Source organism: Alteromonas sp. W12 (assembly GCF_001924945.1).
GTDB lineage: Bacteria > Pseudomonadota > Gammaproteobacteria > Enterobacterales > Alteromonadaceae > Alteromonas > Alteromonas macleodii.
In genome coordinates, this window is sequence record NZ_LQXH01000007.1 from 214,948 (window position 1) to 238,545 (window position 23,598).

Sequence of the window (23,598 nt, forward strand, 5' to 3'; positions counted from 1 at the left end):
AACGCTGTTGTTAATGAAGTGAAGAGAAGCCCGTGGCGAGACACGACAGAAAAGCCAAGAAGAAGTCCCCATCATCAAATCCTCTAAAAACGAAGGATGATAAAAACACGCCCAACTTAGAATCAGGCAGTTCATCACTTGAGCGAGCGGGGTTTGTGCGACGCTTGTTGGCAATGATTTACGATACGCTCGTGGCTACTGCCGTAGGGATGTGTGCGGCCATGGTCATGATCGTAACGCTGGTGGTCATGCTGAAAAACGGTGCCCTTGACCTACAAGGCTATGCTGAACCTGCCGATCTGATTCAGGCCTCTTTTGGTTATAAACTGCTTATTCAAACGTGGGTGGGCTTGTGGATAGCTGGGTTTTTCTTGTGGTTCTGGCGCAGGGGAGGGCAAACCCTAGGCATGCGTGCATGGCGTTTGCGGATATATAGTACGGTTGAAGAACCAATGACCTGGCCACGCTTGTTCATTCGCTTAATAGCATCGTTAGGTGGTTTAGGCACCTTACTTGTTTTGTTTGATTTTAAAAATAAACAATCACTGCAAGACCGACTGGCAAAAACCGAAGTGTTGAAGTTGACTAAAGAAGCGAACGACCACAAGAGCTGGTAAAGATGCCTTGTAAGGCGCTAAAAAATCACAAAAAAAGAGGCTGTATGGCCTCTTTTTTATTAGTTTTGACTATTGAATTAGATGAATGCTGATAGCTTGATCAACGCCTCAACATTACCCCTGCAATGGCCGCAAACAGTAAGCTAGGCAGCAAGGCGCCAAGGAATGGTGGCAGCTGATAGACTAAACTCACTGGCCCAAATACTTCGTTAAGAATAAAGAAACCGAAGCCTGTCAGTACGCCCATGATCACGCGAGCGCCCATTGTAACGCTACGCAGCGGGCCAAAGATGAACGACAATGCCATTAACAGCATTACGCCTACCGAAATAGGTTGGAATACCTTGCGCCACAAGGCGAGTTGATAACGAGAAGGGTCTTGATCGTTATTTTCTAGGTAGTTCACGTAATCCAGCAGCCCAGTAATAGATAAAGCCTCTGGCTTAACCGCAACAATGCCTAGTTTGTCTGGTGTCAGTGTTGAATTCCAACGCATGCGGTTATTTTCATCTACCGTAACATTCGTTTCAGTAAACTTGGTTACTTCAACGTCGCTTAGCCACCAACCGTCGCCGTCGAAGGCCCCATTTTTAGCGTGAGTAATACTCTCTAGCGACAAGTCAGGGTTAAAGCTAAATATGCTCACATCTTTGAGAGAGTCTTGGCTTAACACCTGACCTATGCTTACAAATCGGTCGCCATCCTTTGCCCACACCAGCTTATCGGAAGAAAATAAACTACCGCCTGAAATGGCTTCAGTTCTTATCTGTTTTGCCTTGGTTTCACTGTACGGGGTGACCCACTCGCCAACGGCCATCACTAATAAGATCATTACAAGGGTCGACTTCATGGCTGAGTTTATGATGTTCCAGCGGCTCATACCTGCGGCCTGCATCACTACCAATTCGCTATTGCTAGCCAGTACGCCCATACCTATAAGGCCACCTAGCAAGGTTGCCATAGGGAAGAACTGCTCTAAGTCGCGAGGCAAGCTTAGCAATACGTAGATAAAAGCGACCAGCATGTCATAGTCGCCTTCGCCAATTTTTCGCAGCTGTTCTACAAATTTAATAAGCGCGCTTAAACCAATAAGTACACTAAGCGTAACGGTAATAGTGCCTAACAGCGTGCGGGCGATATATAAATCGAGGATCTTAAACATCTACTTTTTCCCCAATATCCAAGCGCGCAGCTCTGTGCCGGTTTTTCTGTCTCGCACAATTAACATGACACCAATGATCAGCATGATGGTGTGCACCCACCATAAGCCAAGCTGAGGTGGCATTTTGCCGTCTTCAAGCACTCGTCTACTTGCCAGTAGCAACAAGAAGTATCCCAAGTAAAGCAGGATGGCAGGGAACATTTTACCAAAGCGGCCCTGACGCGGGTCGACTGCGCTTAGCGGCACAGCAATCAGTACTAAAAATGGAATGGAAAGCGGTATGGCAATACGCCACTGAAGCTCGGCTCTGGCTTCAATACTGTCGTCTTCCCACAGCTCGTTAGTAGGCAGCACGCTTACCTTGCGACGGGTTTCGTCGGCGGGTTTGTCGGCAATCTGAATTTGGTATTCGTCAAATTCTACTTTGCGGAAAGCCTTTTCAGATTGCTTTCCTTCGTACTGTACCCCTTCTTTCAGTACAAGGTTTCGCGTGCCGTCAGGGTTATTTGCCACTTCACCAGTTTGCGCATACACAACGCGCACGTCGCCTTCGCTATCGTCTGTTTGATTTTGCGATAAAAACACACGTTGTAGCTTATCGTTGTTGTCTACATCGTGCACAAAAATAACCGCTTTTTCGTTACCGGTTTGCTGGAACCTACCTGGCATTAGCGCCGATATTCCCGCCTCATTTCTGGCTTTTTCTCTTAGCTGATACTCGTTCTCTGCAGCCAATGGCGCGAAATAAAGGGTAATTGCGCCTGTGACTATCATGATAAGTACAGACAAGAACAGCATTACCCGCGTTACATACCATTCACTGATACCACAGGCTCGCATTACGGTCATTTCACTGTCTACATACAGCCTGCCATGTGCCAGCATAATGCCCAAGTAGGCGCTGATAGGCAGCACTAATGAAGAGAGGATAGGGGCATATAAACCTAGGAAGCCAAGCACTAGCCCAGCGGGAATATCACCGTCCGAGGCGTCGCCCAAAACGCGCACAAATCGCAAGGTGACAAAAATTGCCATTAGGATAAAGAAAATCGCTAACTGAGATTTCAGCGTTTCCTTAAGTAAATAGCGGAATATCAGCATCTCAGCCCTTCCGGAAAATTAGGAATTTTAGTGAAAGAAAGCACAATTTTGTTTAAACTTACCGTTTTTACAAGTTTTGCCTGCAATCATAAACCGTTTGCATGGTGTTTTGACGCAAATTTAACCTATATTCAATAGGTCTTTAAGCGTGAATTGCAGCGAACTAAAAAGTTATGCTGCGTATTAAAACATAAAGCAGCGCGAAACGTTACGTGATTTTAGTCATCGTGCAAACCATAAACGACGAAAAGCGAGGTGATATCGTGGAGTTTAGTGTAAAAAGTGGCAGTCCTGAAAAGCAACGCAGCGCATGTATTGTTGTGGGTGTCTTCGAGCCGCGCCGCCTAACGGCAGTGGCTGAACAACTAGACGAAATCAGTGAAGGTTATATCAGCAACTTGTTACGCCGTGGCGACCTTGAAGGTAAAGCCGGCCAAATGTTGTTGCTACACAACGTGCCAAATGTACTAAGCGAGCGCGTGCTTCTAGTCGGTTGTGGTAAAGAGCGTGAGCTTGATGAGCGTCAGTACAAAAACATTATTGCCAAAACCATTCAAACATTGAATGAAACAGGCTCAATGGAAGCGGTATGTTTCCTTACCGAACTTCACGTTAAAGGTCGCGATACCTACTGGAAAGTACGTCAGGCAGTAGAAGCTACTGAAGACACGCTTTACACCTTTATGCAGCTTAAAACCAAGAAAGGCGAACCACGTCGCCCACTGCGTAAAATTGTATTTAACGTACCTACACGCCGTGAACTTACTGTGGGTGAACGTGCGGTTGAGCACGGTTTAGCGGTTGCTCGCGGTGCGAAAGTGACCAAAGACGTGGCTAACATGCCGCCAAACATCTGTAACCCAGCGTACCTGTGGCAGCAGGCGCAAGAGCTTGCCAGCCAGTACGACAGCGTAACCGCTGAAGTCGTTGATGAAACCCAAATGGCTGAGCTTGGTATGCAAGCGTATTTGGCTGTTGGCCGTGGTTCAGACAACGAAAGCATGATGAGTATTATGCATCACCGCGGTGGTCCAGCTGATCAAGCGCCAATTGTGCTTGTAGGTAAAGGCCTTACCTTCGATTCAGGCGGTATTTCAATTAAGCCAGGCGAAGCCATGGATGAAATGAAGTACGACATGGGTGGTGCTGCCGGCGTACTGGGTACTATGCACACTATCGCGGCGCTGAATCTGCCCATTAACGTTATTGGTGTATTGGCGGGCTGTGAAAACATGCCTGATGGCAAAGCGTACCGTCCGGGTGACATTCTAACGACCATGTCGGGTCAAACCGTTGAAGTACTAAACACTGATGCGGAAGGCCGTTTGGTGTTGTGTGACGCGCTTACTTACGTAGAGCGTTTTGAGCCAGAGCTAGTCATTGACGTAGCCACGCTAACTGGCGCAGCGATTATCGCGCTTGGTCACCATGCAACAGCGGTAATGAGCACGCATAATCCGCTTGCTCACGAACTACTTAATGCGTCAGAGCAAAGCTCAGATCGCGCATGGCGTTTACCGCTATGGGACGATTACCAAGAGCAGCTTGAAAGCCCGTTTGCCGATATGACGAACCTAGGTGGTCGCCCAGCGGGCTCAATCACCGCAGGTTGTTTCTTGTCGCGCTTCACTAAGAAGTACAACTGGGCTCACCTTGATATCGCCGGTACGGCATGGCGCAGTGGTAAGAACAAAGGCGCAACAGGCCGTCCAGTGCCTATGCTGTCTCAGTTCCTAATGAACCGCGCTGATATCAAGTTAGAGGACTAATCATTCATGCCACAAGTGATATTTTATCAACTTACCAGCAGTGACAATGGCGTGGCAGGTCGCGCCAGTGAAGTCATTGCCTCAGCGTTTGCTAATAAGCAGAAAATTAGCGTTCTGTGTGACACACAGTCGCAAGCTGAAGAAGTTGATGAATTGTTATGGCAGCTGCCGGCCGACCGCTTTGTGCCTCATAACCTTTATGGTGAAGGGCCACAATCGGGAACGCCGGTGGAAATTTGTTGGCGGCCAGAGCAGGTAGCCAGACGACAAATGGTGGTTAATGTGGGGTCCGGTATGGTGCCTTCACCCAACCAGCATCGTCAAATCATCGATTTTGTACCCGTGGACGAGAGCGCCAAACAGGCCGCGCGGGTAAGATACAAAAACTATCAGCAAGCTGGATGCAACATGCAGTTCAAGTCTGCATAAGTCATTCGCGTTTAGCTTCAATTTGAGAGTGTGTAATGGATAAAACCTTCGAACCGCAGTCCATCGAGCAGCAATGCTACAAGTCATGGGAAGAGGCGGGTTTATTTAAAGCTTCAGGTAGCGGCGACCCTTATTGTATTTTGCTTCCGCCACCAAACGTTACCGGTAGCCTTCACATGGGCCATGGTTTCCAGCAAACCATTATGGACGCCTTAACCCGTTATCACCGCATGAAGGGCGACAATACGCTATGGCAAGTGGGTACTGACCACGCCGGTATTGCTACCCAGATGGTGGTAGAACGCCAACTTAACGCTGAAGGCAAGACGCGCCACGATTTAGGTCGCGAAGACTTCATCAAGAAAGTGTGGGAATGGAAAGAGCACAGCGGCGGAACGATCACCGGTCAAATGCGCCGTCTAGGTACGTCTCCTGACTGGTCTCGTGAAGTGTTCACCATGGACGAAGACTTGTCTAAAGCCGTAACTGAAGTATTCGTGAAATTACACGAAGAAGGCCTTATTTACCGCGGTAAGCGTTTGGTTAACTGGGATCCAGTGCTTCACACAGCAGTATCTGATCTTGAAGTACTAAATGAAGAAGAAGACGGCCATATGTGGCACATGCGCTACCCACTTGCAGATGGTAGCGGTGAGCTAGTGGTTGCGACAACGCGTCCTGAAACCATGCTAGGTGATACCGCGGTTGCGGTACACCCAGATGACGAGCGTTACCAAGGCTTTATCGGCAAAGAGATTAAGCTACCGATTACTGGCCGTTTAATTCCGGTTATCGCCGATGACTATGTCGATCAAGAATTCGGTACAGGCTGCGTTAAAATTACGCCTGCTCACGACTTCAACGACTACGATATGGGTAAGCGTCATAACTTGCCTATGATCAACATTCTTACCGACGATGCGAAAATTAATGATGATGCGCCAGAAGCGTATCGCGGTTTAGATCGCTTCGACGCCCGTAAGCAAATTGTTGCTGATTTAGACGCACAAGGCGCATTGGTTAAGATTGAGCCGCACAAGCTTAAAGTGCCGCGCGGCGACAGAACGGGTGCGGTAATTGAACCATACCTAACCGACCAGTGGTATGTAGCCGTTGAGTCTCTTGCTAAGCCTGCAATTGAAGCGGTTGAAAGCGGCGAAATCCGTTTTGTGCCAGAGAACTGGAACAAGACTTACTACCAGTGGATGCACAACATTCAAGACTGGTGTATTTCACGTCAGCTGTGGTGGGGACACCGCATTCCTGCGTGGTACGATGAAAACGGCAACGTTTTTGTTGGCCGTACCGAGGAAGAAGTACGTGAAAAACACGGCCTTGGCAGTGACGTAACCCTTTCACAAGACGATGATGTACTAGATACCTGGTTCTCAAGTGCACTATGGCCGTTTGCGACCATGGGCTGGCCAGAAGAAACGCCAGATCTAGAAACCTTCGTGCCGTCTTCAGTGCTAGTTACAGGCTTTGACATCATCTTCTTCTGGGTTGCCAGAATGATCATGATGACCAAGAAGTTCACGGGCAAGATTCCGTTTAAAGACATCTACATTACTGGTCTTATCCGCGATGAGAATGGCGATAAAATGTCAAAGTCGAAGGGCAACGTGCTCGACCCAATCGACTTGATTGACGGTATTGATATTGAGTCGCTAGTCACTAAACGCACCGCGGGCATGATGCAGCCTCAGCTTGCTGAAAAGATTGCCAAGCGTACCCGTAAACAGTTCCCTGATGGTATTCAGGCCTACGGTACAGACGCATTGCGCTTTACCTTTGCGGCTATGGCGTCAACCAGCCGCGATATCAACTTTGATATGGCCCGTGTTGAAGGCTACCGCAACTTCTGTAACAAAATTTGGAATGCATCGCGTTTCGTATTGATGAACACAGAAGAGCACGATACAGGTCGCGACGGTGGTGAAATGGTCCTTAGCATGGCCGACCGCTGGATTTGGGCGAAGTTCCAACAAACGCTGGTCGAGTTCGAAAAAGCGCTTGAAGACTACCGTTTCGACATTGCTGCGCAAACCGTTTACGAGTTCACTTGGAACCAGTTCTGTGACTGGTATCTAGAACTTACCAAACCTGTGCTTAACAATGACGCCAGCACCGAAGCTGAAAAGCGTGGTACCCGTCATACGCTTATTAACGTGCTTGAAAGCTTGCTTCGCTTGTTGCACCCGCTTATGCCATTTATCACCGACACTATTTGGCAGCGCGTTGTGCCACTAAGTGCACTTAAAGTGGAAGAGGGCGCAAGCATTATGGTTCAGGCATTCCCTGAAGTTGATGCAGCGAAACAAGATGACAAAGTACTTGCTGATATCGAGTGGGTGAAGAAGTTTATCGTGGGTATTCGTAATATCCGTGGTGAAATGGATATCTCGCCAAACAAACCGCTTAATGCGCTACTTAAAAACGTAAGCGACGAAGACGCGCGTCGTCTTGATGCGGCTAAGGCATTCCTCGATAAGCTTTCCAAGCTTGAAACCGTGACTATATTGAAAGACGGTGAAGAAGCGCCAGCCAGCGCCACAGCGCTTGTGGGTGAGATGGAAATTCTTATCCCGATGGCAGGGCTTATCGACAAAGACGCAGAGCTTGCCCGTATTACTAAAGCCATGGAGAAAATCGAGAAAGACGTATCTCGTACTCGTGGCAAGTTGGGTAATGAGAAGTTCGTAAGTAATGCGCCAGAAGCAGTAATTGAAAAGGAACGCGCTAAGTTGGAAGAGGGTGAAAAAGCCCTAGCCAAACTTAAAGAGCAGTTCGAGACCATTAAAGCGCTTTAAGTGCAGCCCCTAGAATGGGGGTTATCGATACAAATTAGAAGGGTTACCGAAAGGTAGCCCTTTTTTATTAGCGATTTAACAGGCCCTAAACATAGCGCGTTTGTTCGAAAGCCGTTCCTGCATTCTCACACTTCGCTATGAAGCTTGCCAGCGCCTACTGAGCGGGCAATTATTTATGCGAATTGGTATAAGAACTTATCTTTACGTTCGCGTTTAGAGCTGTTTGCCTAAGTACTGTTTTAACATGCCTATCAACGATTTTTGCTTTATTGGCTTAGTGAGGTAGTCGTTCATACCCGCGTCTATCGCGCTTTGTTTATCTTCCTTCATTGCATTGGCCGAAAGGCCGATAATAGGTACGCCAGTAAAGCCTTTTTCGCGGAGTTGTGTGGTTGCCTCATAACCGTCCATCACCGGCATTTGTACATCCATCAATATTAGGTCGTACTGCGGGGCATTTTCTACTTTTTGCACGGCTTGCTTGCCATCTTCTGCAATATCGAAAGTAAGCCCAAGGTTGGTAAGCATTTCTCCGGTGACGAGTTGATTTATATTATTGTCTTCCACTAATAGAACGTGGCCTTCTAGCGACGTCGCTTCCGCTTCTTCACTGAAATGATGTCCGTCATAACTTGCATCTTTAGATATCACCTGATGAACAAAACGCTCAAATTGCGCAGGTGTGAATGGATGCATGATAAGTGGGCCTTTCCATAGCGTGTCATATTTAGCTTGTAGCGCGCTGCCTGCACTTTCCATCACTAGGCCTACCGACTTCCCTTTTTCTAATAAGGCGTTTAACCAAGCAATATTCTGTCTGAATTCACTGAACTCATGGATATCTACAATGATATGTTCAGGTAAAGCGGCGATATTTTTGGCATCTTCTATTGATAGCGTTGATTTAGTTGGCAGCTGTATCTGGTTGCAATAAGCCGCAGGCAGCAATGCTGCTTCAGTAACATAAAGGCTATCAACAGGTAGCTGGGGTGTTTGTTCAAGCACGCCAGGTTGGTTTTTAAATGCTTTCAGCGGCAGTTCAACTTCAAACGTACTGCCTTTTCCCATAGTAGAAGTGGCATCAAGGCGGCCGTTCATAAGTTCAGTAAGCTGGCTTACAATCGCAAGGCCAAGGCCGGTACCGCCGTATTTTCTATTGGTTGAACCGTCTGCTTGAGTGAAAGGCTTAAATATTCTATCTAGCTGGGCTGCACTCATACCTATGCCTGAATCGGTGATTCGCATGGTAAGGTTTAACACGTTCCCTTTTTCGTTCAAGTTGCCGTCAAACTCAATATCTATACGCCCTTGCTCGGTGAACTTCACAGCATTGTTGCCTATATTCATAATTATTTGGGCAATACGCAGTGGGTCGCCAATTACTTGCGGAGGTATCTTTGGATTTACCGTAAAGTGCACCGATAAGTTCTTTTCTTTTGCGCGTAGTGCAATAACTGCAATGAGGTTGTCGAACAGTGAATGCAAAGAAAAGCTCACTTCCTCAATCTTCAATTTACCCGCTTCAATTTTTGAGAAGTCGAGTATATCGTTAATTACGCTCAGTAATATTTGCCCAGAATACGCTGCCTTGTCGAGATACCCTTTAACAGTAGTGGACAGCTCTTGCTGTTGCGCCAGTTCTATAAGTCCGATAATACCATTCATCGGCGTGCGGATTTCATGACTCATATTGGCTAAAAACATACTCTTTGACGCGGTTGCTTGCTCCGCTTTTATTTTCGCCTCAGTAATCGCTTTATTTAAGCTTTCAAGCTGAGAGTTCATGGTTCTTGCTTCATCTAGCAGTTTTTCTGTCTCTCGGTTTTTATCACTAAAAACAAGCGCCGCTTTTGCTAGCTTGCCAATCTCATCTTTTCGACTGCTGCCAGGAATATTGGAAATTTGTACGCCTTGGGCAAGTTTATTGAAAACTTGAGTGATAGAACGAATAGGGCCCAATATTCGAAACATGGCAAACAGCGCGGCTGAGAGGGCGAGTAGAATGGCAAAAAGAGAAAATAATTCTCCGTTACGCTGTGTGCTTTCAGCCAGTGTGTAGGTGCGTTGAGTCGCAATTTCAGAGTCTGTGGTTACTTTTTTGGCCAGCTCACCGCTTAAATAGAGAAATTCATTGGCAGACCCCGCCATGACTACGTTAACCAAGAATAAATTACCTTGGGTTATCTGGGTTAGCTTAACGAAATCGGCTTTAATTTTTTCCGACAATTGCTCCACTCTTTCCTGAAGGGATGTATTTTTCGTTAGCGTTAATTTTCGTAGTGAATCTGCGGCTTCGTTGAATGCTCGAATAAAACCCATGTCGGGTTTCATCAGATATTTCAGCATCGCATTTTCTGCCCGAATAAGAAGCGTCTTTGCCTGTTCTTCAGAGGCAGCAGAGATATCTCCGTTTGTTCTAGCGTCACTCAGTATCTTTTCCAGTAACGTAATATCAGATAGGGTGCCTCTTGCTATAAGGTTATCCCTTTCAGAGCGCGCATCGACAACTTGAGTAAAATTCTCCTGATAGGCGTTAAGGTGCTCCTTCATTCTTGAAAGGATATGGTTGTCTTCCTGTATTTCCTTGTCTTCGTCTACCAGGGCTAACTTGTCGAGTTTGGTGTTAATAGTCACCATGAGTCGACTGAAGCGAGTAATGGCTGATTTACTCGCATTCTCTTTGAATATGAGCACGTTGCGCTGTAAGTCCACTACATCCCGTTCAAGTTCCTTAACAAGTGCAACATCAACTACTGCCTTTGACGCTGATGCCACGCCTTTGTTTAGGACTTCTTGGTTTTCTCTAGCAATAAACCCCTGTGCCAATATAAGCGCTATAAGAGCAAGTAGCACGGTGATAAGCTGAATTCGAATTGACGATAACATGTGAACTAAAAAAGCCTTATTCCATTAACGTTATGGTTTTTTACTTAACGCAACATTATGCAGTGATGAATTCGTACCACTTCTGCAAACTGTATTCGTAGGTTGGCATAACGGTATTCCATACGGCAACATTACTAAAACGCTCTTCATAACTCCCACCAGTGCGCTGGGCGCCTTGTCTAACACTAATATTTCCGTCGGGCCCTTTTAGCGGCTCTGATGCTACTTGCCCTTTGTACCAGTAATTCCATTCGGCGTCTGAAAGATATTGAGCTGAACGTTTAGGGTTGGAAATATAGTAGCCTTGTCTGGCAATAAATGCGCCAGGCCACCCCGACAGCCACCAATTCATATACTCATAAGCCACGTCCTTTATTCTACCTTGTGTGGCAGAGGACATGCACATTACACCGTGCCATCCGCGGTAGCCTTCTTTCGGTGCTGCAAACGTAACCGGAATATCTTGACCGTTCAGCGCAGAGACCGCAGGCGAGAACATGCTTTCGATTGCAACCCGTCCACTTTTCATGAACTCAACAGACTCAGGGACCGAGGTCCAGAATCCATTGAAATGGTTTAACTGAGTCAACTCTATGAGTAAGCTAAACAAATCATCAAGTTCATACTCGGTCATGGCACCGATATCTTGGAATTGCATGAACCCTTTAGCTTGTGCGGCAAGTGCTAAATCGAAAAGTCCGATAGTGGGGTCGTTAACTATGCCCACTTTTCCTGAATAGCGACTGTCTAAAAGCCAGCCCCAGCTTTCTTCTTGCCCTTGCAGTTCGTTGGGTAACTTTGATGTGTCATAGCCAAAAGAGTCAACATTGTGCACATAAGGTAAAAAACTAATTGTGTCAGTATGGTTGGCGCCCAGAGTGCCGTCGTCCTGTACATTAATAATTTTATGCGGTGCGTCGCCAGCGCCCATTCGCGCGTTCTCGGTAAGTTTTCCGGTCTTGCTTAAATCGTTTATTTCTTCCCAATACAGAAGGCGTTTCTTCTCTATGGGCTGAATAGCATGAGCGCGCCACAATACATTAATGCTATTAGACCACTGCTCATAAAGGTCGAATGACGAGGGGTTCATCGACGCCTTTTGAAGAACGGTTGCACTGCCACCCGGCTCGAACTCAATATTAATGCCTAAGTCTTCCATGGCGCGCTGACGAATGGCTTCTTGAAGCGTGACATGGGTGCCTAATACGCGCAGCGTCGGTTTTTCTTTTCCGATTGAAAAAGGGGTAATGCCCGCAGTAAGACCAAAGGCGAGACCGCCCTTTAACAAGGTACGGCGCTGGAAAGAAGAAGCGACGTTTTTATCTGAGTTTGAAGGCATTAACGTACGTCCATAGTAAACGATGACCCTCCATTATTCTGGCATCTATTTCATAGAGTTACCAAAAAATGTTACCCCATAGTTAAAAATAAAATGTTGCTTTGACATATTTGGTAACACATCAAAATTAGCGAGTAGTTAAATTTTGTATTATAAAGATATCAAAATGATATCAAAGGTGAGTGATATGAAAGAAAAGAAAGGGTTTTCGGTAAACGGTTATTTGATGATCTGTGTTTTGCTAGTCGCACAGGTTGCTACGTTTTTCTATGCAGTGTCGGGTAACCCCGAAGCTGGTGTAATTCTAAGCGTTTTAGTGGGAAGTTTGTGGTTGGGCTATTTCATGGTGCAACCCAACCAAGCTAAGGTCATGACGTTTTTCGGCAGCTATGTAGGTACTGTCTCTGATGTTGGATTACGCTGGACAATTCCTTTGTTCCGTAGAGCTAATATTTCTTTGCGCATAAGAAACTTTGAAAGTGCCAGAATTAAAGTTAACGACAATCAAGGAAACCCCATTGAAATAGCCTCTATTGTCGTGTGGAAAGTGAGCGATACTGCTGAAGCAATGTTTGACGTAGACGATTACGAAAGTTTTGTGCGAATTCAAAGTGAGTCCGCGATCCGCAATATGGCAAGTAGCTTTCCTTACGATCCTCGTGACGACGAGCAAGCGGAAGTCGCACTTCGTAGCCACCCAATAGAGATATCAGCGCGGTTACAAGAAGAGATCCAAGCTCGCCTTGCGAAAGCTGGGATCACAATTTTGGAGTCTCGTATCAGCCACCTTGCCTACGCGCAAGAAATCGCAAGTGCCATGCTTCAGCGTCAACAAGCATCAGCTATTGTGGCTGCCCGGAAGCAAATTGTAGATGGTGCTGTGGGAACCGTAGAAATGGCACTTCAGCGATTAAATGAAAAGGGTGTAGTAGAGCTTGATGAAGAGCGTAAGGCGACGATGATCAGTAATTTATTAGTTGTGCTGTGTGGTGATAAGTCGACGCAACCGGTTATTAATACAGGTACAATCTACTAGCTCGTTTTTTTAATTTAAGTTTGAAATTGTAGTGCCGCAGCGATGCACTGCGGCACATAAGGTTTGTGATTTTGGCAAAGAAAAAAGCGTATCCACTTAGGATAAATGAAAATGTACTTGCCGCCATGGAGCGATGGGCTGCCGATGACTTGCGCAGTGTAAATGCGCAAATAGAGTATGTATTAAGACAAGCGCTAGTGAAGCAGGGAAGAGTGAAGCTGGTAGAAAAAGTGGTAGTAGAGGTTGAAGGTATTGAGCCGCCTGACGGGGGAGAAAACTGAGCAACGTGGCTGGACAGCCAAATCGATGCTGAGCTGATAAGCTAACGATTTAGGTTATTAAAGGTGAGCCGTAGTGAGCAATATGCTCATGTAGCGTTACCACGAATCAATATTAGCTTTTACGTAACATGATGAGGTTTAGAATGAGACTCTGTGCCAGCTCTACCATCTTCACAGGGATCTAACCCTTCGTTATCGATATCGTCATAACATTCGCACTCTATGGTATTGCGACCTTTATTTTTGGCTCTATAAAGGGCTTCATCTGCATCGCAAAGTAGTTGCTTTATACTTGCCTCTTTTAAGTCGCTCACATATACCGCCCCCAAACTAAGGGTAACTTGTCTTCCTTTCAACGGAGGATGGGTTTCATGGAGAATGCTGACTTTCTCGCGAAATCTGTCTAATAGTTGGCGAGGGGAGACTGGACTTGTTAGTACCATACAGAACGCAAACTCTTCGCCACCTATGCGGCCAATGGCATCTTCTTGACGAAAAAATTGCTGCATTGTCTGAGCAACGATGGTTAATACGTCATCGCCAAATCCGTGGCCGTAACTATCATTAATAGCCTTAAAGTGATCAACATCGGCGATGCCAATCAACATTGCATGTCCATTGCGTTTTGCGAAGTTTAAAGACTTTGCAAATGCGTCTAGAAATGCCCGTCTATTTGGAATGTTCGTGAGCGCGTCATAATATGCCAGTTTCTCTAATTTATGATTGGCTGAAAGAAGCTCGCTGGTTCGACGGTTAACCAGGCTTTCTAAGTTCTGCTTTATTTTCTTAAGTTCTGCATTGCGCTTATCTAGCTGTTCAGATTGGAACTTCATTTCGCTAACGTTACGCTGAACAGCTGCAAAATGGGTTACTTCACCGAATTCATTGGTAAGCGGGAATATGTTCATTTGAACCCAGAAAGGTGTGCCAGACTTCGTATAATTTAAAAGTGTTTCGGTACATGGGCGTTGATCAATAAGTGACTGCCGAATACGCAGCGTAGAGGCTTTGTCGGTTAGGGCACCTTGAAAAATGCGAGGTGTCTCACCCAATAACTCCTCAAGACTATATTCAGTATGTTTACACAATGCTTCATTTGCATAGATGATTTTAGGAGAAAGCGGGGCATCGATATTCTGAGCTTCCGTTACCAAAATCATATCTTGTGAATGTTGAACAATATCTTTGTAAGAGAAATCACTAATCTTTGCCGTGATATCAGTGAAATAAACCACTACAAAAGACGGTGAACTGCCATTGACCTTGTACTTTTCGGGATATGCGTTGACATTAAACCACGTTATTTTATCGGTATCTTTATTTATCGTTCCCAATATTCGGTTATTTATAGCGGTGCTAGTAGCAAGCACCTGGGCAATGGGAAGTTCGTGGTAAGGTACTTTTCTGTTTTGCATGTCAATGAACTCCCAGGAGTCCACGTCTAAGCTTTTCTCTTTAAGTTTATCTATACTCAATCGAAGCAGCGTTAACGCAGCGGGATTGGCATACTCTACAACGCCAGTAGCATTGTGAATGACTACGCCAATTTGCGTATTTTCTAATAGATTGAACAAGTTAACATTGTCGATGCTCATTGCGCTACACCAATTGAAAGCGTCAGTATGTACTGTTTTCCTTGGTACATTGGCGAATCAACGTTAATTGGAAAAGAAGGTTTATATTATATAATAGACTTTAGTATAAAAAATAGCCAAAAGCTGCAGATGCATGCAGCTTTTAGCTGATTAACTTTCCAAGATAGTTAGCAGTGTCGGCGTCTAACAGTTCGTCTAACAAGTACAATGCCACTTAATAGACACAGTGGGAGTAAAGACCATGCTCCGCCATGCTCTTCTACTATGACTACCGTATCTTCAACCACATATTCATTATTTTCACTTTCAAGGGGAAGATAGGCGAGTGCACTGTCATCATAGGCATCGGTATACGCCACAAGCATTTCGGTATCTGCATCATAAAGCTCTAATAGAATGTCGTATTCACCCGGCGGATAGCCAGAAACTAATGTGCTTTCAATGGTAAAGGTATCTGTTGAGTCTTCTGAGTAAATGTAAAACTCAGACGACACGTGAATAGACTCGTACACGTCGTTTTTGCCCAAATACAAGACCGCGTATACTGGCGCGCGAGTGAAAATGGTGTCGGCGTCAAACTCAATCGAAAACGTAGAGTGATAACCATCGTAATCAATGTCTTGCTCAAGCGTTACCCAGCTTTCATAAATCCAAAACTCATTAATACTGCTGACTACGATATCGCTAGAGGACTTACTCACGGCTAAATGCTGTTGATGCTTACCCGCCTTGGCAAGGGACTGTTGATCAGTCTCAACGTCATCAACAGATTGAGAGATTGTTTCTTCGCTTGTCAATGCACCTGAGGTTTTAGGCAGCAGCGATTGAGCTGCAACAAATGGTTTGTTGTAACGGTATTCGTTAGAGGTAACGTTTTTGTTTTGTGCGCTATTTTCGGTACTGGCATGCACAGGTGACATAAGCGCAAGCTGTAATGTTGCAATAGCAGAATATGTAGTAAGTGAGAAAAGTAGCTTTTTCATCTGTCCATCCTTTTCCAATCGATAATGACAGTGTCATTGTTGACGGAAAAAGATGAACAAAAGCTGAAGGGGAACTTAACGCCTTCTCAGTTAAAGCGGTGAGGGTGCCTTAGAGATCAGTCGTCGAAGTAGTGATCTTCTTCTTCGTATTCACCTTCTTCACGCGGCTCGAAGTAAGTACCCCAACCGTCGTAGGTTACATCATGCTTGTCGGCAATTTTAAGCAAGGTGTCAGAGTCCGCATTGAGTTTTTCAATATCTAGCTTTCGCTCTGCAACCGCGTCGAAGCAGAAAATGGTTTCGCCATCATCAAGAATAAGCTCTTCTGCGTCGGTGACTTCAAAACCAGCTTTAAACGCATCAACAGCTGCCTTTTCTAGCACGTCGAAGTCAGTGCTGGCGAAGTGGTGCTCAATGGTATAGTCGGCATCGGCTTGGCTGCCGTCTTCTAGAAGGGCATCAATAGTTTCTTGGTTAAACTCGTACCACTCTTCTCTTTCATCGAACTGGGTCATAATAAACACTCGTTAGCAATTTTGACGCAAGTTTACCTGCTTTTTTCCAGTTCATCGACCTGTGTATTAAGCGCATCAAACTTTTGTTTCATTTCATCGTTAAAATGCACCATCCACTCTTTAATTGTCTTGTCCTCGCTCAAAGCCTGAGGGGCGGCAATATCAATAAGCACAATGCCGTTATCCCAACGGTTCCATTTTACTTTATTGTGCAAATTGCTGGCGGTTACCATAACAACCGGTTCGTTGGTGGCCTTAGCTAAGCGAAATGCACCTTGCTTAAAAGGTAATATGCCTCTGCCATAGCTTCGTGTACCTTCTGGGAATAGCCATACCGACGTTTTCTTTTTCGCAATGCGTTTTGCAGCAATGTCGAGTGTATTACGGGCCTTACCTGAGTTCTTTCTATCAATCATGATATTGCCTGACAACCAATAGATTTGGCCGAAAATAGGGATCCACTTTAAGCTCTTTTTGCCAATGGTTACCACGCCAGGCAGTGCAGCTTTACAGATAGTGATAACGTCGAAACTGTTTTGATGATTGGCGATGTAAACGTAGGGCTCGTTTATTTTAACCGCAGGATCTTTCTTTATAATAATTTTGAGACCTACGACCTTAGCCATAAGTGAATACATACTACCCGCAATATGCACGTTATCTTTGTGAAAAGGTCGTGCGATACAAACAATTAGCAGAACGATGTTAATGAGTAAAAAGGCGATAAAAAGTGCCGGAATGCGGAATAAAGCGATCAAAACAACTCCTAGATACAATTGACGCGCGCAGTATAGATGAAGTTTCAGCGTACACTTGTCCGATGAGTTTTTACAGTGCGGAAGGTATAGTTGAGCAATAAGTTGGAAAAGTGGCTATGTTTCTCACCTTTAGTATGAGGAAATTTTGCCGATACCCAATTACAATAATAAAAAGCGCAATCGAACCTAACTCGGTAACCACTATATGCAGACATTTACTCCAGACGACCTAGAAGAAGATATTCTTGCTGACCTTATGGAGGAAATAAACGAACTCTATGAATCAAGTGAACAAACCTTGATTGAATTAGAGCTTCGTCCGGAAGACAACGAATTGCAGCGTGCTCTGTTTCGCTCAATCCACACCATTAAAGGTGATTTAGGCCTGGTTAACTTCTCTCCCATGATCCCGCTTTTGCAGCATGTAGAAGACTTGCTAGATTATTTGCGCAAAGGGCAGGTGGCGTACACAAGTACTATGAGTGACTTGGTATTGCTTACTATGGACAGAGTAAAAGCCTTTGTAGAGGCTGTAATGGCCAATGGCAAAGCCGAGTACGATGACAATCTTCACAATCAGCTGGTTTTAGCTATCGGTCGTGTGACACCTGAAAATACTGCTGAGCATGAAAAACGCCTTACCGAAGCGGTCTTATTACTTAACCCAGCGTTAGATATTGTTGCGGATGAAGACGACCCACAAAACGTTCAGATAAAGCCCCCTACGTTAGCGGCTACAGGTATCCCTAAAGATATTAGTAGTGAAAAGAAGCAAGATATTCTATTTTTCCGCGACTTAATGCAAACCATTGAACGCCGCTCTAACTACTGGTCTGGTCGTGGTGATCGCATTGCCAAACTCGCTATGTATATTAACGATGTGGCCGAAAACCCTATCGACGAAGATCAGCTTGCCGTAGCCAGCTATGTACATGACTTCGGAATGGCCTTCATGCCATTGAAGCTTCTGCACAAAGGCGATGCGCTAAGCGATATCGAATTTAATCTTATGCGCTCTCATGTGTATAAAAGTGCCCGTTTGTTAGAGCACCTAGACCAATGGGATATGGCGCGCAAAATTGTGATGCAGCACCATGAACGCACTGATGGAACAGGTTATCCATTGGGGCTAAAAGAAGACGATATATGTGAAGGTGCGAAGTTACTTGCCATTGTTGATACCTACGATGCAATGACACACCCAAGAGCGCACAATGAAGATAACGTACTTTCTAAAAAAGAAGCGGTAATAGAAATAAATCGAAGCGCCAAAGGCCAGTTTAGTATGAAGTGGGTAAGGCATTTCAATCAGGGAATGACGGCGTTACTGACGAAAGGACATTAGATCGCAAGCCGCTTATAAGCTAGCAGCGAGTTCCCTGCTAGCTTTCGGCGTAGTCATTAGGGTTAGTTCACACCCAGTTCTTTTAACTTTCTTGTTAGGGTATTTCTTCCCCAACCCAAGCGTTTGGCCGCATCTTGTTTATGGCCATGAGTGTGCTGAAGTGCTCGCTCAAGCATAATACGCTCAAACGTCAGCATCGCGTCGTTAAGAATATTGTGATGGCCGTCGCGAAGCTGTTTATCGGTCCAGCTTGCCAACAAATCTGGCCACTCACCCGATTCAGCGCTAGGTTTTTCAATACTGCTATCGCTGTGAATTTCCGGTGGCAGATCGCTGGGCAGCACTTCTTGACCACTCGCCATTACCGTTAACCAGCGACACACGTTTTCTAGCTGCCTTACGTTTCCAGGCCATGGTAGCTGAGACATTACGCGCTCAGCGTCTTTCGATATGCTTTTAGCTTCTACATCAAGTTCTTTGGCTGCTCGGCGCAAGAAGTGACGGGTCAGTAGTGGAATATCTTCGCGGCGCTCGTTAAGTGAAGGAAGGTGCACTCGGATAACGTTTAAGCGGTGGAACAAATCTTCCCTAAACTTACCTTCAGCAACCCTTTGTTCTAAATTCTGGTGAGTTGCAGCGATGATGCGTACGTCCACACTCACTGACTGATGGCCACCGACACGATAAAACTGGCCGTCTGCAAGCACACGTAAAAGGCGGGTTTGTACATCTAACGGCATATCGCCTATTTCATCTAAGAACAATGTTCCGCCGTCGGCTTGTTCGAAGCGGCCTTGACGAGCTGCCTGGGCTCCGGTAAATGCGCCCTTCTCATGGCCAAATAGTTCTGATTCTACAAGGTCGGCAGGAATGGCGGCCATATTAAGGGCGATGAAAGGTTTACTTGCTCTTGGGCTGTGCCTATGAAGGGCGTGCGCCACAAGTTCTTTACCCGTTCCTGATTGCCCGTTAATTAGCACGCTAATTGAAGAGCGAGACAAGCGACCTATGGCACGAAACACTTCCTGCATGGCAGGTGCTTCGCCAATAATTTCCGTTACTACGTCTTCAACTTGCGCTTTAGATACGGTGGACTGCTCTCTGGCATGTGCCAGCGCCCGCTGGGTTAAGGTTACTGCCTCGTCGATATCAAATGGCTTTGGCAAATATTCAAAGGCGCCTTTTTGATATGCGTTAACTGCGCTGTCTAAATCCGAATGCGCCGTCATAATGATAACGGGGAGCATAGGGTGCGAGGCATGCACTTCGTTCAGTAACGTCATGCCGTCCATTTGTGGCATTCTTATGTCTGAAATGATGACTTCAGGGGCTTGGCCGCTTTGAAGTTGAAGCAATAAATCTTCAGGGTTTTCAAAACTTAAGCAGCTGATATCTGCTGCTTGTAAGGCCTTTTGCAGCACCCAACGAATAGAACTGTCATCATCGACAATCCACACAGACTCATTCGTCATCGTCTGTCTCCTTACGATCTATTGGTATGTAAATTACGAACTCAGTGTGACCAGGGTAGCTATCTACATCTATTTTGCCGCCGTGGTGGTTTATAAGGGTCTGTGAAATAGACAAACCCAACCCAGAGCCATTTTGCTTGCTTGTGACCATGGGGTAGAAAAGTGTGTCTTTTACTTCAGCCGGAATACCCGGGCCGTTATCAATAATTTTTATTTTTGCTACCAGCGCGTGACGCTTCGTTTGAATTGTCATTTGGCGCTCTATTCGCGTAATTAACCTAATTTGTGGGTTGGGGGTTTGGCTCTCGGTTAATGCCTGAACGCTGTTGCGCACAATGTTGAGCACCGCTTGCTGAATCATGTCAGGGTCTAACATAAGCGGTGGAATGCTGGGGTCATAGTCGCGAACTATGGTAATGGGATTGTCTGAGTCAAAGCGCATTAAGCTGCGTATTTTTTCAAGCGCTTGATGCACGTTGCTTTCTTCAAATCGAGGTAGTGAATTTGGTCCAAGCAATCGATCAACTAAGTTTCGCAGACGGTCAGACTGCTCAATGATCATGCTTGTAAATTCTTTATGCTCGTCAATCAGCTCTTTTTCTAATAGCTGTGCTGCACCGCGAATACCACCAAGAGGATTTTTGATTTCGTGTGCAAGGCCGCGAACCAATTCCCGTGCTGCGTAATGCTGCGCGTTTTGTAAAGTTTCTCGAGAAATTCGCTTTTGCTGGTCAATCTTTTTAACTTCAAATAGCAGTCGTGGGCCGTCTTCGAAGTGCAAGTTGGTAACGGTTAGGTCGGCAGATACATAGCGGTTATCTCGAAAAGCCAACTTAATTTCGTTTTCGGTGAAATCTTCACCTTTTCTGATGGCAGCTTTAAGTCGGGTGGTTTCTATTGTGCCCGGCAAGAAAAAATCTTGAAGTGGATGCCCAATAAGTTGTTTTAATCCAGTCTCAAACAAAGCTTCACCAGCGTGGTTGGCATAAACAATCGTAAGTTTGTTGTCTACCATTACCAGTGCGGTATTTAGGCTATTGATTAGCTGTTGTGTTTCTAACTCGGTGGAATGCATCCGAGCTCGTCTCCTTTGCACCATAATTGTGCATTGTAGCTTGCAATGATGCGTTGCGCGAATAAAGAGCTCAAGAAGAAATGTTCACTGAACCTCTATGGTGCGCATACATAACAGTGGTTGCACGCTATTAGTTATTAATTAACGCCGATGCCTGATGCAGGTAAAGGGTTTGTAATGGAGACGATGCAAGAGTCTTGCCCGTATTGTTCGTGAGTTCAACTTTATAAGTATGTGCCCCACGATGGATACCAGTAAGCTTAAAGACGCCTGAACTATTGCTAGCTAATGGGGCGTCGTCAAAGATTAATCGGTAGATTGGCGCTTTGGGTGCACCAGGTTGTGCGGCAGAAATAGTGAATTCACCCAAGTTATTGCGAATTGTCGCTTCTGGTGCAGGTGACTTAATGACTACGCGATAGTTGGGCTTGGGGGCAGCCGGCTTCGCAGGGGGAGGTGGGGTAACCTTTGCCGCGGTTACTACGTTTTGCGTTTTTACATCGAAAGCTAGGGGTTCTGCGTTTTGCTGCGGCTTGTCGGTGTAAGTCACAGAGCCGTCTTTACCTACCACCTTGTATATGGTCATTGGAGAGGTAGCTGCGGCTGATGTTGCATTGCTGCTTTGTCCGGTTTCGCTTTCTTGTGCTTCTTGCTGGGTACTTTCTTGGCTCAGCATTTCCGCTTGCACAGGCAGTAAGCCATTGCCGCTACTTAGTAATAGCGAAATTAAGCAAATGTGTCGCGTCATGTAGTGCACGTGTCGTTACCTAATCAATGTGGTTTTGGCTAGCTGGCTAATTCATATAGCTTGCTATGTTTGGCTTATGGATAACCTTTCTAGTTGTATGCAGATGCAAGCGGGCAAAGCCCTGTGCGCAGTTGATACAGCATGAAAGAGTATTTATTAGCATAGCTATAAAAACATAGTAGATAAATCGTACGCATAAAAAAAGCCCGCAGAGCGGGCTTTAGTATAAATTGCTATACAGTGCGAAATTACACGCTGTAGTACATGTCGAACTCAACAGGGTGAGTAGTCATGTTAAGTTTCGTTACTTCTTCAGACTTAAGATCGATGTATGCATCAATCATGTCGTCAGTCATAACGCCACCAGCTTTAAGGAAGTCACGGTCGTTATCAAGAGCTTCAAGTGCCATTTCTAGCGAGCTTGCAACTGTTGGAATTTCAGCAGCTTCTTCTGGCGGTAGGTCGTACAAGTCTTTATCCATTGAATCGCCAGGGTGGATCTTGTTCTTAATACCGTCGATACCCGCCATAAGCATAGCAGTGAACGCTAGGTATGGGTTAGCTGTTGGGTCAGGGAAACGTACTTCAATACGACGTGCTTTATCGCTAGTTACGTGAGGAATACGAATAGATGCAGAACGGTTACGTGCAGAGTATGCAAGCATTACCGGTGCTTCGAATCCAGGAACTAGACGCTTGTATGAGTTAGTAGAAGCGTTAGCAAACGCGTTGATTGCGCGCGCGTGCTTGATGATACCACCAATGTAGTAAAGTGCTTCCTCAGAAAGACCAGCGTACTTGTCACCTGCAAAGATGTTTACGCCATCTTTAGAGATAGATTGGTGACAGTGCATACCAGAACCATTATCGCCAACAAGCGGCTTAGGCATAAAGGTAGCTGTTTGACCGTATGCGTGTGCAACGTTGTGAACAACATACTTGTAAACTTGAATTTCGTCAGCTTTCTTAACTAGCGTATTGAATTGGCAAGCAATTTCGTTTTGGCCAGCAGTTGCTACTTCATGGTGGTGCGCTTCGATAACAAGGCCCATCTCTTCCATAACTAGACACATTGCAGCACGGATATCGTGAGCAGAGTCCACTGGTGGTACTGGGAAGTAACCGCCTTTAACGCCAGGGCGGTGTGCCATGTTGCCGCCTTCAAACTCTTCGCCAGAGTTCCACTTTGCTTCAGAAGAGTCAATCTTGTAGAAAGAACCCGCCATGTCAGTGTGGAAGCGTACGTCATCAAAAAGGAAAAACTCTGGCTCTGGGCCGAAGAAACATGTGTCACCGATGCCAGTTGATTTTAGGAATTCTTCTGCACGACGAGCAACTGAACGAGGGTCACGCTCATAACCTTCCATTGTTGAAGGTTCAACGATGTCACAACGGATGTTTACTTGTGTCTCTTCAGCGAAAGGGTCAACTACGCAGCTTGTTGCGTCTGGAAGAAGAACCATGTCTGATTCGTTGATGCCTTTCCAGCCAGCGATAGAAGAACCATCGAACATTTTACCTTCTTCGAAAAACTCTTCATCAACAACGCTCGCAGGAATAGATACGTGTTGTTCTTTACCCTTTGTATCGGTAAAACGTAAATCTACAAACTTCGCTTCACTTTCTTTAATCAGCTCTAATGCCTTTTCTACTGACATCGTGTCCTCCAGGTTTAAT

Annotated in this window: 19 protein-coding genes; 7 read left to right on the forward strand and 12 right to left on the reverse strand. The window is 45.7% G+C overall.

The window, feature by feature from the left end; all coding sequences use genetic code 11:
* Nucleotides 1–32 precede the first annotated feature (32 nt).
* The gene (locus tag AWH61_RS08525) at nucleotides 33–617 is read left to right on the forward strand and encodes an RDD family protein (protein ID WP_075176823.1); all 585 of its coding nucleotides are present in this window, start codon (nucleotides 33–35) and stop codon (nucleotides 615–617) included.
* Between the two features lie 100 nt (nucleotides 618–717).
* On the opposite strand, the gene lptG is transcribed toward AWH61_RS08525, so the two are convergent.
* Nucleotides 718–1,779, reverse strand: a complete 1,062-nt coding sequence (lptG, locus tag AWH61_RS08530; RefSeq protein WP_014977294.1) for an LPS export ABC transporter permease LptG — start codon at nucleotides 1,777–1,779, stop codon at nucleotides 718–720.
* On the reverse strand, nucleotides 1,780–2,880 hold the full coding sequence (gene lptF / locus AWH61_RS08535; RefSeq protein ID WP_014950603.1) for an LPS export ABC transporter permease LptF: 1,101 nt from the start codon (nucleotides 2,878–2,880) through the stop codon (nucleotides 1,780–1,782).
* Nucleotides 2,881–3,143: 263 nt separating this feature from the next.
* Here lptF and pepA point away from each other — a divergent pair, with 263 nt between their 5' ends.
* Genes pepA through AWH61_RS08550 form a run of 3 tightly spaced genes read left to right on the forward strand, consistent with a single transcriptional unit; the run spans nucleotide 3,144 to nucleotide 7,888 of the window.
* Nucleotides 3,144–4,649 carry a leucyl aminopeptidase gene (pepA, locus tag AWH61_RS08540; RefSeq protein WP_014999437.1) on the forward strand — a complete coding sequence of 502 codons (1,506 nt, stop codon included), beginning with the start codon at nucleotides 3,144–3,146 and terminating at the stop codon, nucleotides 4,647–4,649.
* Between the two features lie 6 nt (nucleotides 4,650–4,655).
* On the forward strand, nucleotides 4,656–5,078 hold the full coding sequence (locus tag AWH61_RS08545) for a DNA polymerase III subunit chi (RefSeq protein ID WP_075176824.1): 423 nt from the start codon (nucleotides 4,656–4,658) through the stop codon (nucleotides 5,076–5,078).
* 35 nt (nucleotides 5,079–5,113) lie between these two features.
* The gene (locus AWH61_RS08550; protein ID WP_075176825.1) at nucleotides 5,114–7,888 is read left to right on the forward strand and encodes a valine--tRNA ligase; all 2,775 of its coding nucleotides are present in this window, start codon (nucleotides 5,114–5,116) and stop codon (nucleotides 7,886–7,888) included.
* A 213-nt stretch (nucleotides 7,889–8,101) separates the two neighbouring features.
* Here AWH61_RS08550 and AWH61_RS08555 read toward each other — a convergent pair whose 3' ends face one another.
* On the reverse strand, nucleotides 8,102–10,774 hold the full coding sequence (locus tag AWH61_RS08555; protein ID WP_075176826.1) for a hybrid sensor histidine kinase/response regulator: 2,673 nt from the start codon (nucleotides 10,772–10,774) through the stop codon (nucleotides 8,102–8,104).
* 55 nt (nucleotides 10,775–10,829) lie between these two features.
* Entirely contained in the window at nucleotides 10,830–12,113 is a 1,284-nt protein-coding gene (locus AWH61_RS08560) for an ABC transporter substrate-binding protein (RefSeq protein WP_075176827.1), read from the reverse strand.
* A gap of 187 nt (nucleotides 12,114–12,300) precedes the next feature.
* On the opposite strand from AWH61_RS08560, the gene AWH61_RS08565 reads away from it, so the two are divergent.
* Together AWH61_RS08565 and AWH61_RS08570 are read left to right on the forward strand one after the other, a co-directional pair.
* Nucleotides 12,301–13,149 carry an SPFH domain-containing protein gene (locus AWH61_RS08565; RefSeq protein WP_014950598.1) on the forward strand — a complete coding sequence of 283 codons (849 nt, stop codon included), beginning with the start codon at nucleotides 12,301–12,303 and terminating at the stop codon, nucleotides 13,147–13,149.
* A 71-nt stretch (nucleotides 13,150–13,220) separates the two neighbouring features.
* A complete protein-coding gene (locus AWH61_RS08570; protein ID WP_014950597.1) occupies nucleotides 13,221–13,430 on the forward strand; it encodes a type II toxin-antitoxin system antitoxin in 210 nt (69 codons plus the stop codon).
* Nucleotides 13,431–13,549: 119 nt separating this feature from the next.
* Here AWH61_RS08570 and AWH61_RS08575 read toward each other — a convergent pair whose 3' ends face one another.
* The 4 genes from AWH61_RS08575 to AWH61_RS08590 all read right to left on the reverse strand — a co-directional run bounded on the left by AWH61_RS08575 (nucleotide 13,550) and on the right by AWH61_RS08590 (nucleotide 17,281).
* Nucleotides 13,550–15,025, reverse strand: a complete 1,476-nt coding sequence (locus AWH61_RS08575; RefSeq protein WP_075176828.1) for a sensor domain-containing diguanylate cyclase — start codon at nucleotides 15,023–15,025, stop codon at nucleotides 13,550–13,552.
* A gap of 167 nt (nucleotides 15,026–15,192) precedes the next feature.
* Nucleotides 15,193–16,008 (reverse strand): choice-of-anchor H family protein, encoded by an 816-nt coding sequence (locus AWH61_RS08580; RefSeq protein WP_075176829.1) that lies wholly within the window; start codon nucleotides 16,006–16,008, stop codon nucleotides 15,193–15,195.
* Nucleotides 16,009–16,124: 116 nt separating this feature from the next.
* Nucleotides 16,125–16,523 (reverse strand): ribonuclease E inhibitor RraB, encoded by a 399-nt coding sequence (rraB, locus tag AWH61_RS08585; protein WP_014950594.1) that lies wholly within the window; start codon nucleotides 16,521–16,523, stop codon nucleotides 16,125–16,127.
* A 32-nt stretch (nucleotides 16,524–16,555) separates the two neighbouring features.
* Nucleotides 16,556–17,281: a 1-acylglycerol-3-phosphate O-acyltransferase gene (locus AWH61_RS08590; RefSeq protein ID WP_039226140.1), complete on the reverse strand. Its 726-nt coding sequence runs from the start codon at nucleotides 17,279–17,281 to the stop codon at nucleotides 16,556–16,558.
* Nucleotides 17,282–17,486: 205 nt separating this feature from the next.
* On the opposite strand from AWH61_RS08590, the gene AWH61_RS08595 reads away from it, so the two are divergent.
* Nucleotides 17,487–18,626, forward strand: coding sequence for an HD-GYP domain-containing protein (locus AWH61_RS08595; RefSeq protein WP_075176830.1), 1,140 nt, complete (start codon nucleotides 17,487–17,489; stop codon nucleotides 18,624–18,626).
* Between the two features lie 62 nt (nucleotides 18,627–18,688).
* Here AWH61_RS08595 and glnG read toward each other — a convergent pair whose 3' ends face one another.
* From glnG to glnA, 4 genes are all read right to left on the reverse strand, one after another.
* Entirely contained in the window at nucleotides 18,689–20,098 is a 1,410-nt protein-coding gene (gene glnG, locus AWH61_RS08600) for a nitrogen regulation protein NR(I) (protein WP_014977284.1), read from the reverse strand.
* On the reverse strand, nucleotides 20,088–21,173 hold the full coding sequence (gene glnL / locus AWH61_RS08605; RefSeq protein WP_014950590.1) for a nitrogen regulation protein NR(II): 1,086 nt from the start codon (nucleotides 21,171–21,173) through the stop codon (nucleotides 20,088–20,090). The genes glnG and glnL overlap by 11 nt, the downstream gene beginning before the upstream one ends.
* Before the next feature lie 130 nt (nucleotides 21,174–21,303).
* Nucleotides 21,304–21,930 carry a hypothetical protein gene (locus tag AWH61_RS08610; protein ID WP_014950589.1) on the reverse strand — a complete coding sequence of 209 codons (627 nt, stop codon included), beginning with the start codon at nucleotides 21,928–21,930 and terminating at the stop codon, nucleotides 21,304–21,306.
* A 239-nt stretch (nucleotides 21,931–22,169) separates the two neighbouring features.
* Nucleotides 22,170–23,579 (reverse strand): glutamate--ammonia ligase, encoded by a 1,410-nt coding sequence (gene glnA, locus AWH61_RS08615; RefSeq protein WP_014950588.1) that lies wholly within the window; start codon nucleotides 23,577–23,579, stop codon nucleotides 22,170–22,172.
* Nucleotides 23,580–23,598 lie beyond the last annotated feature (19 nt).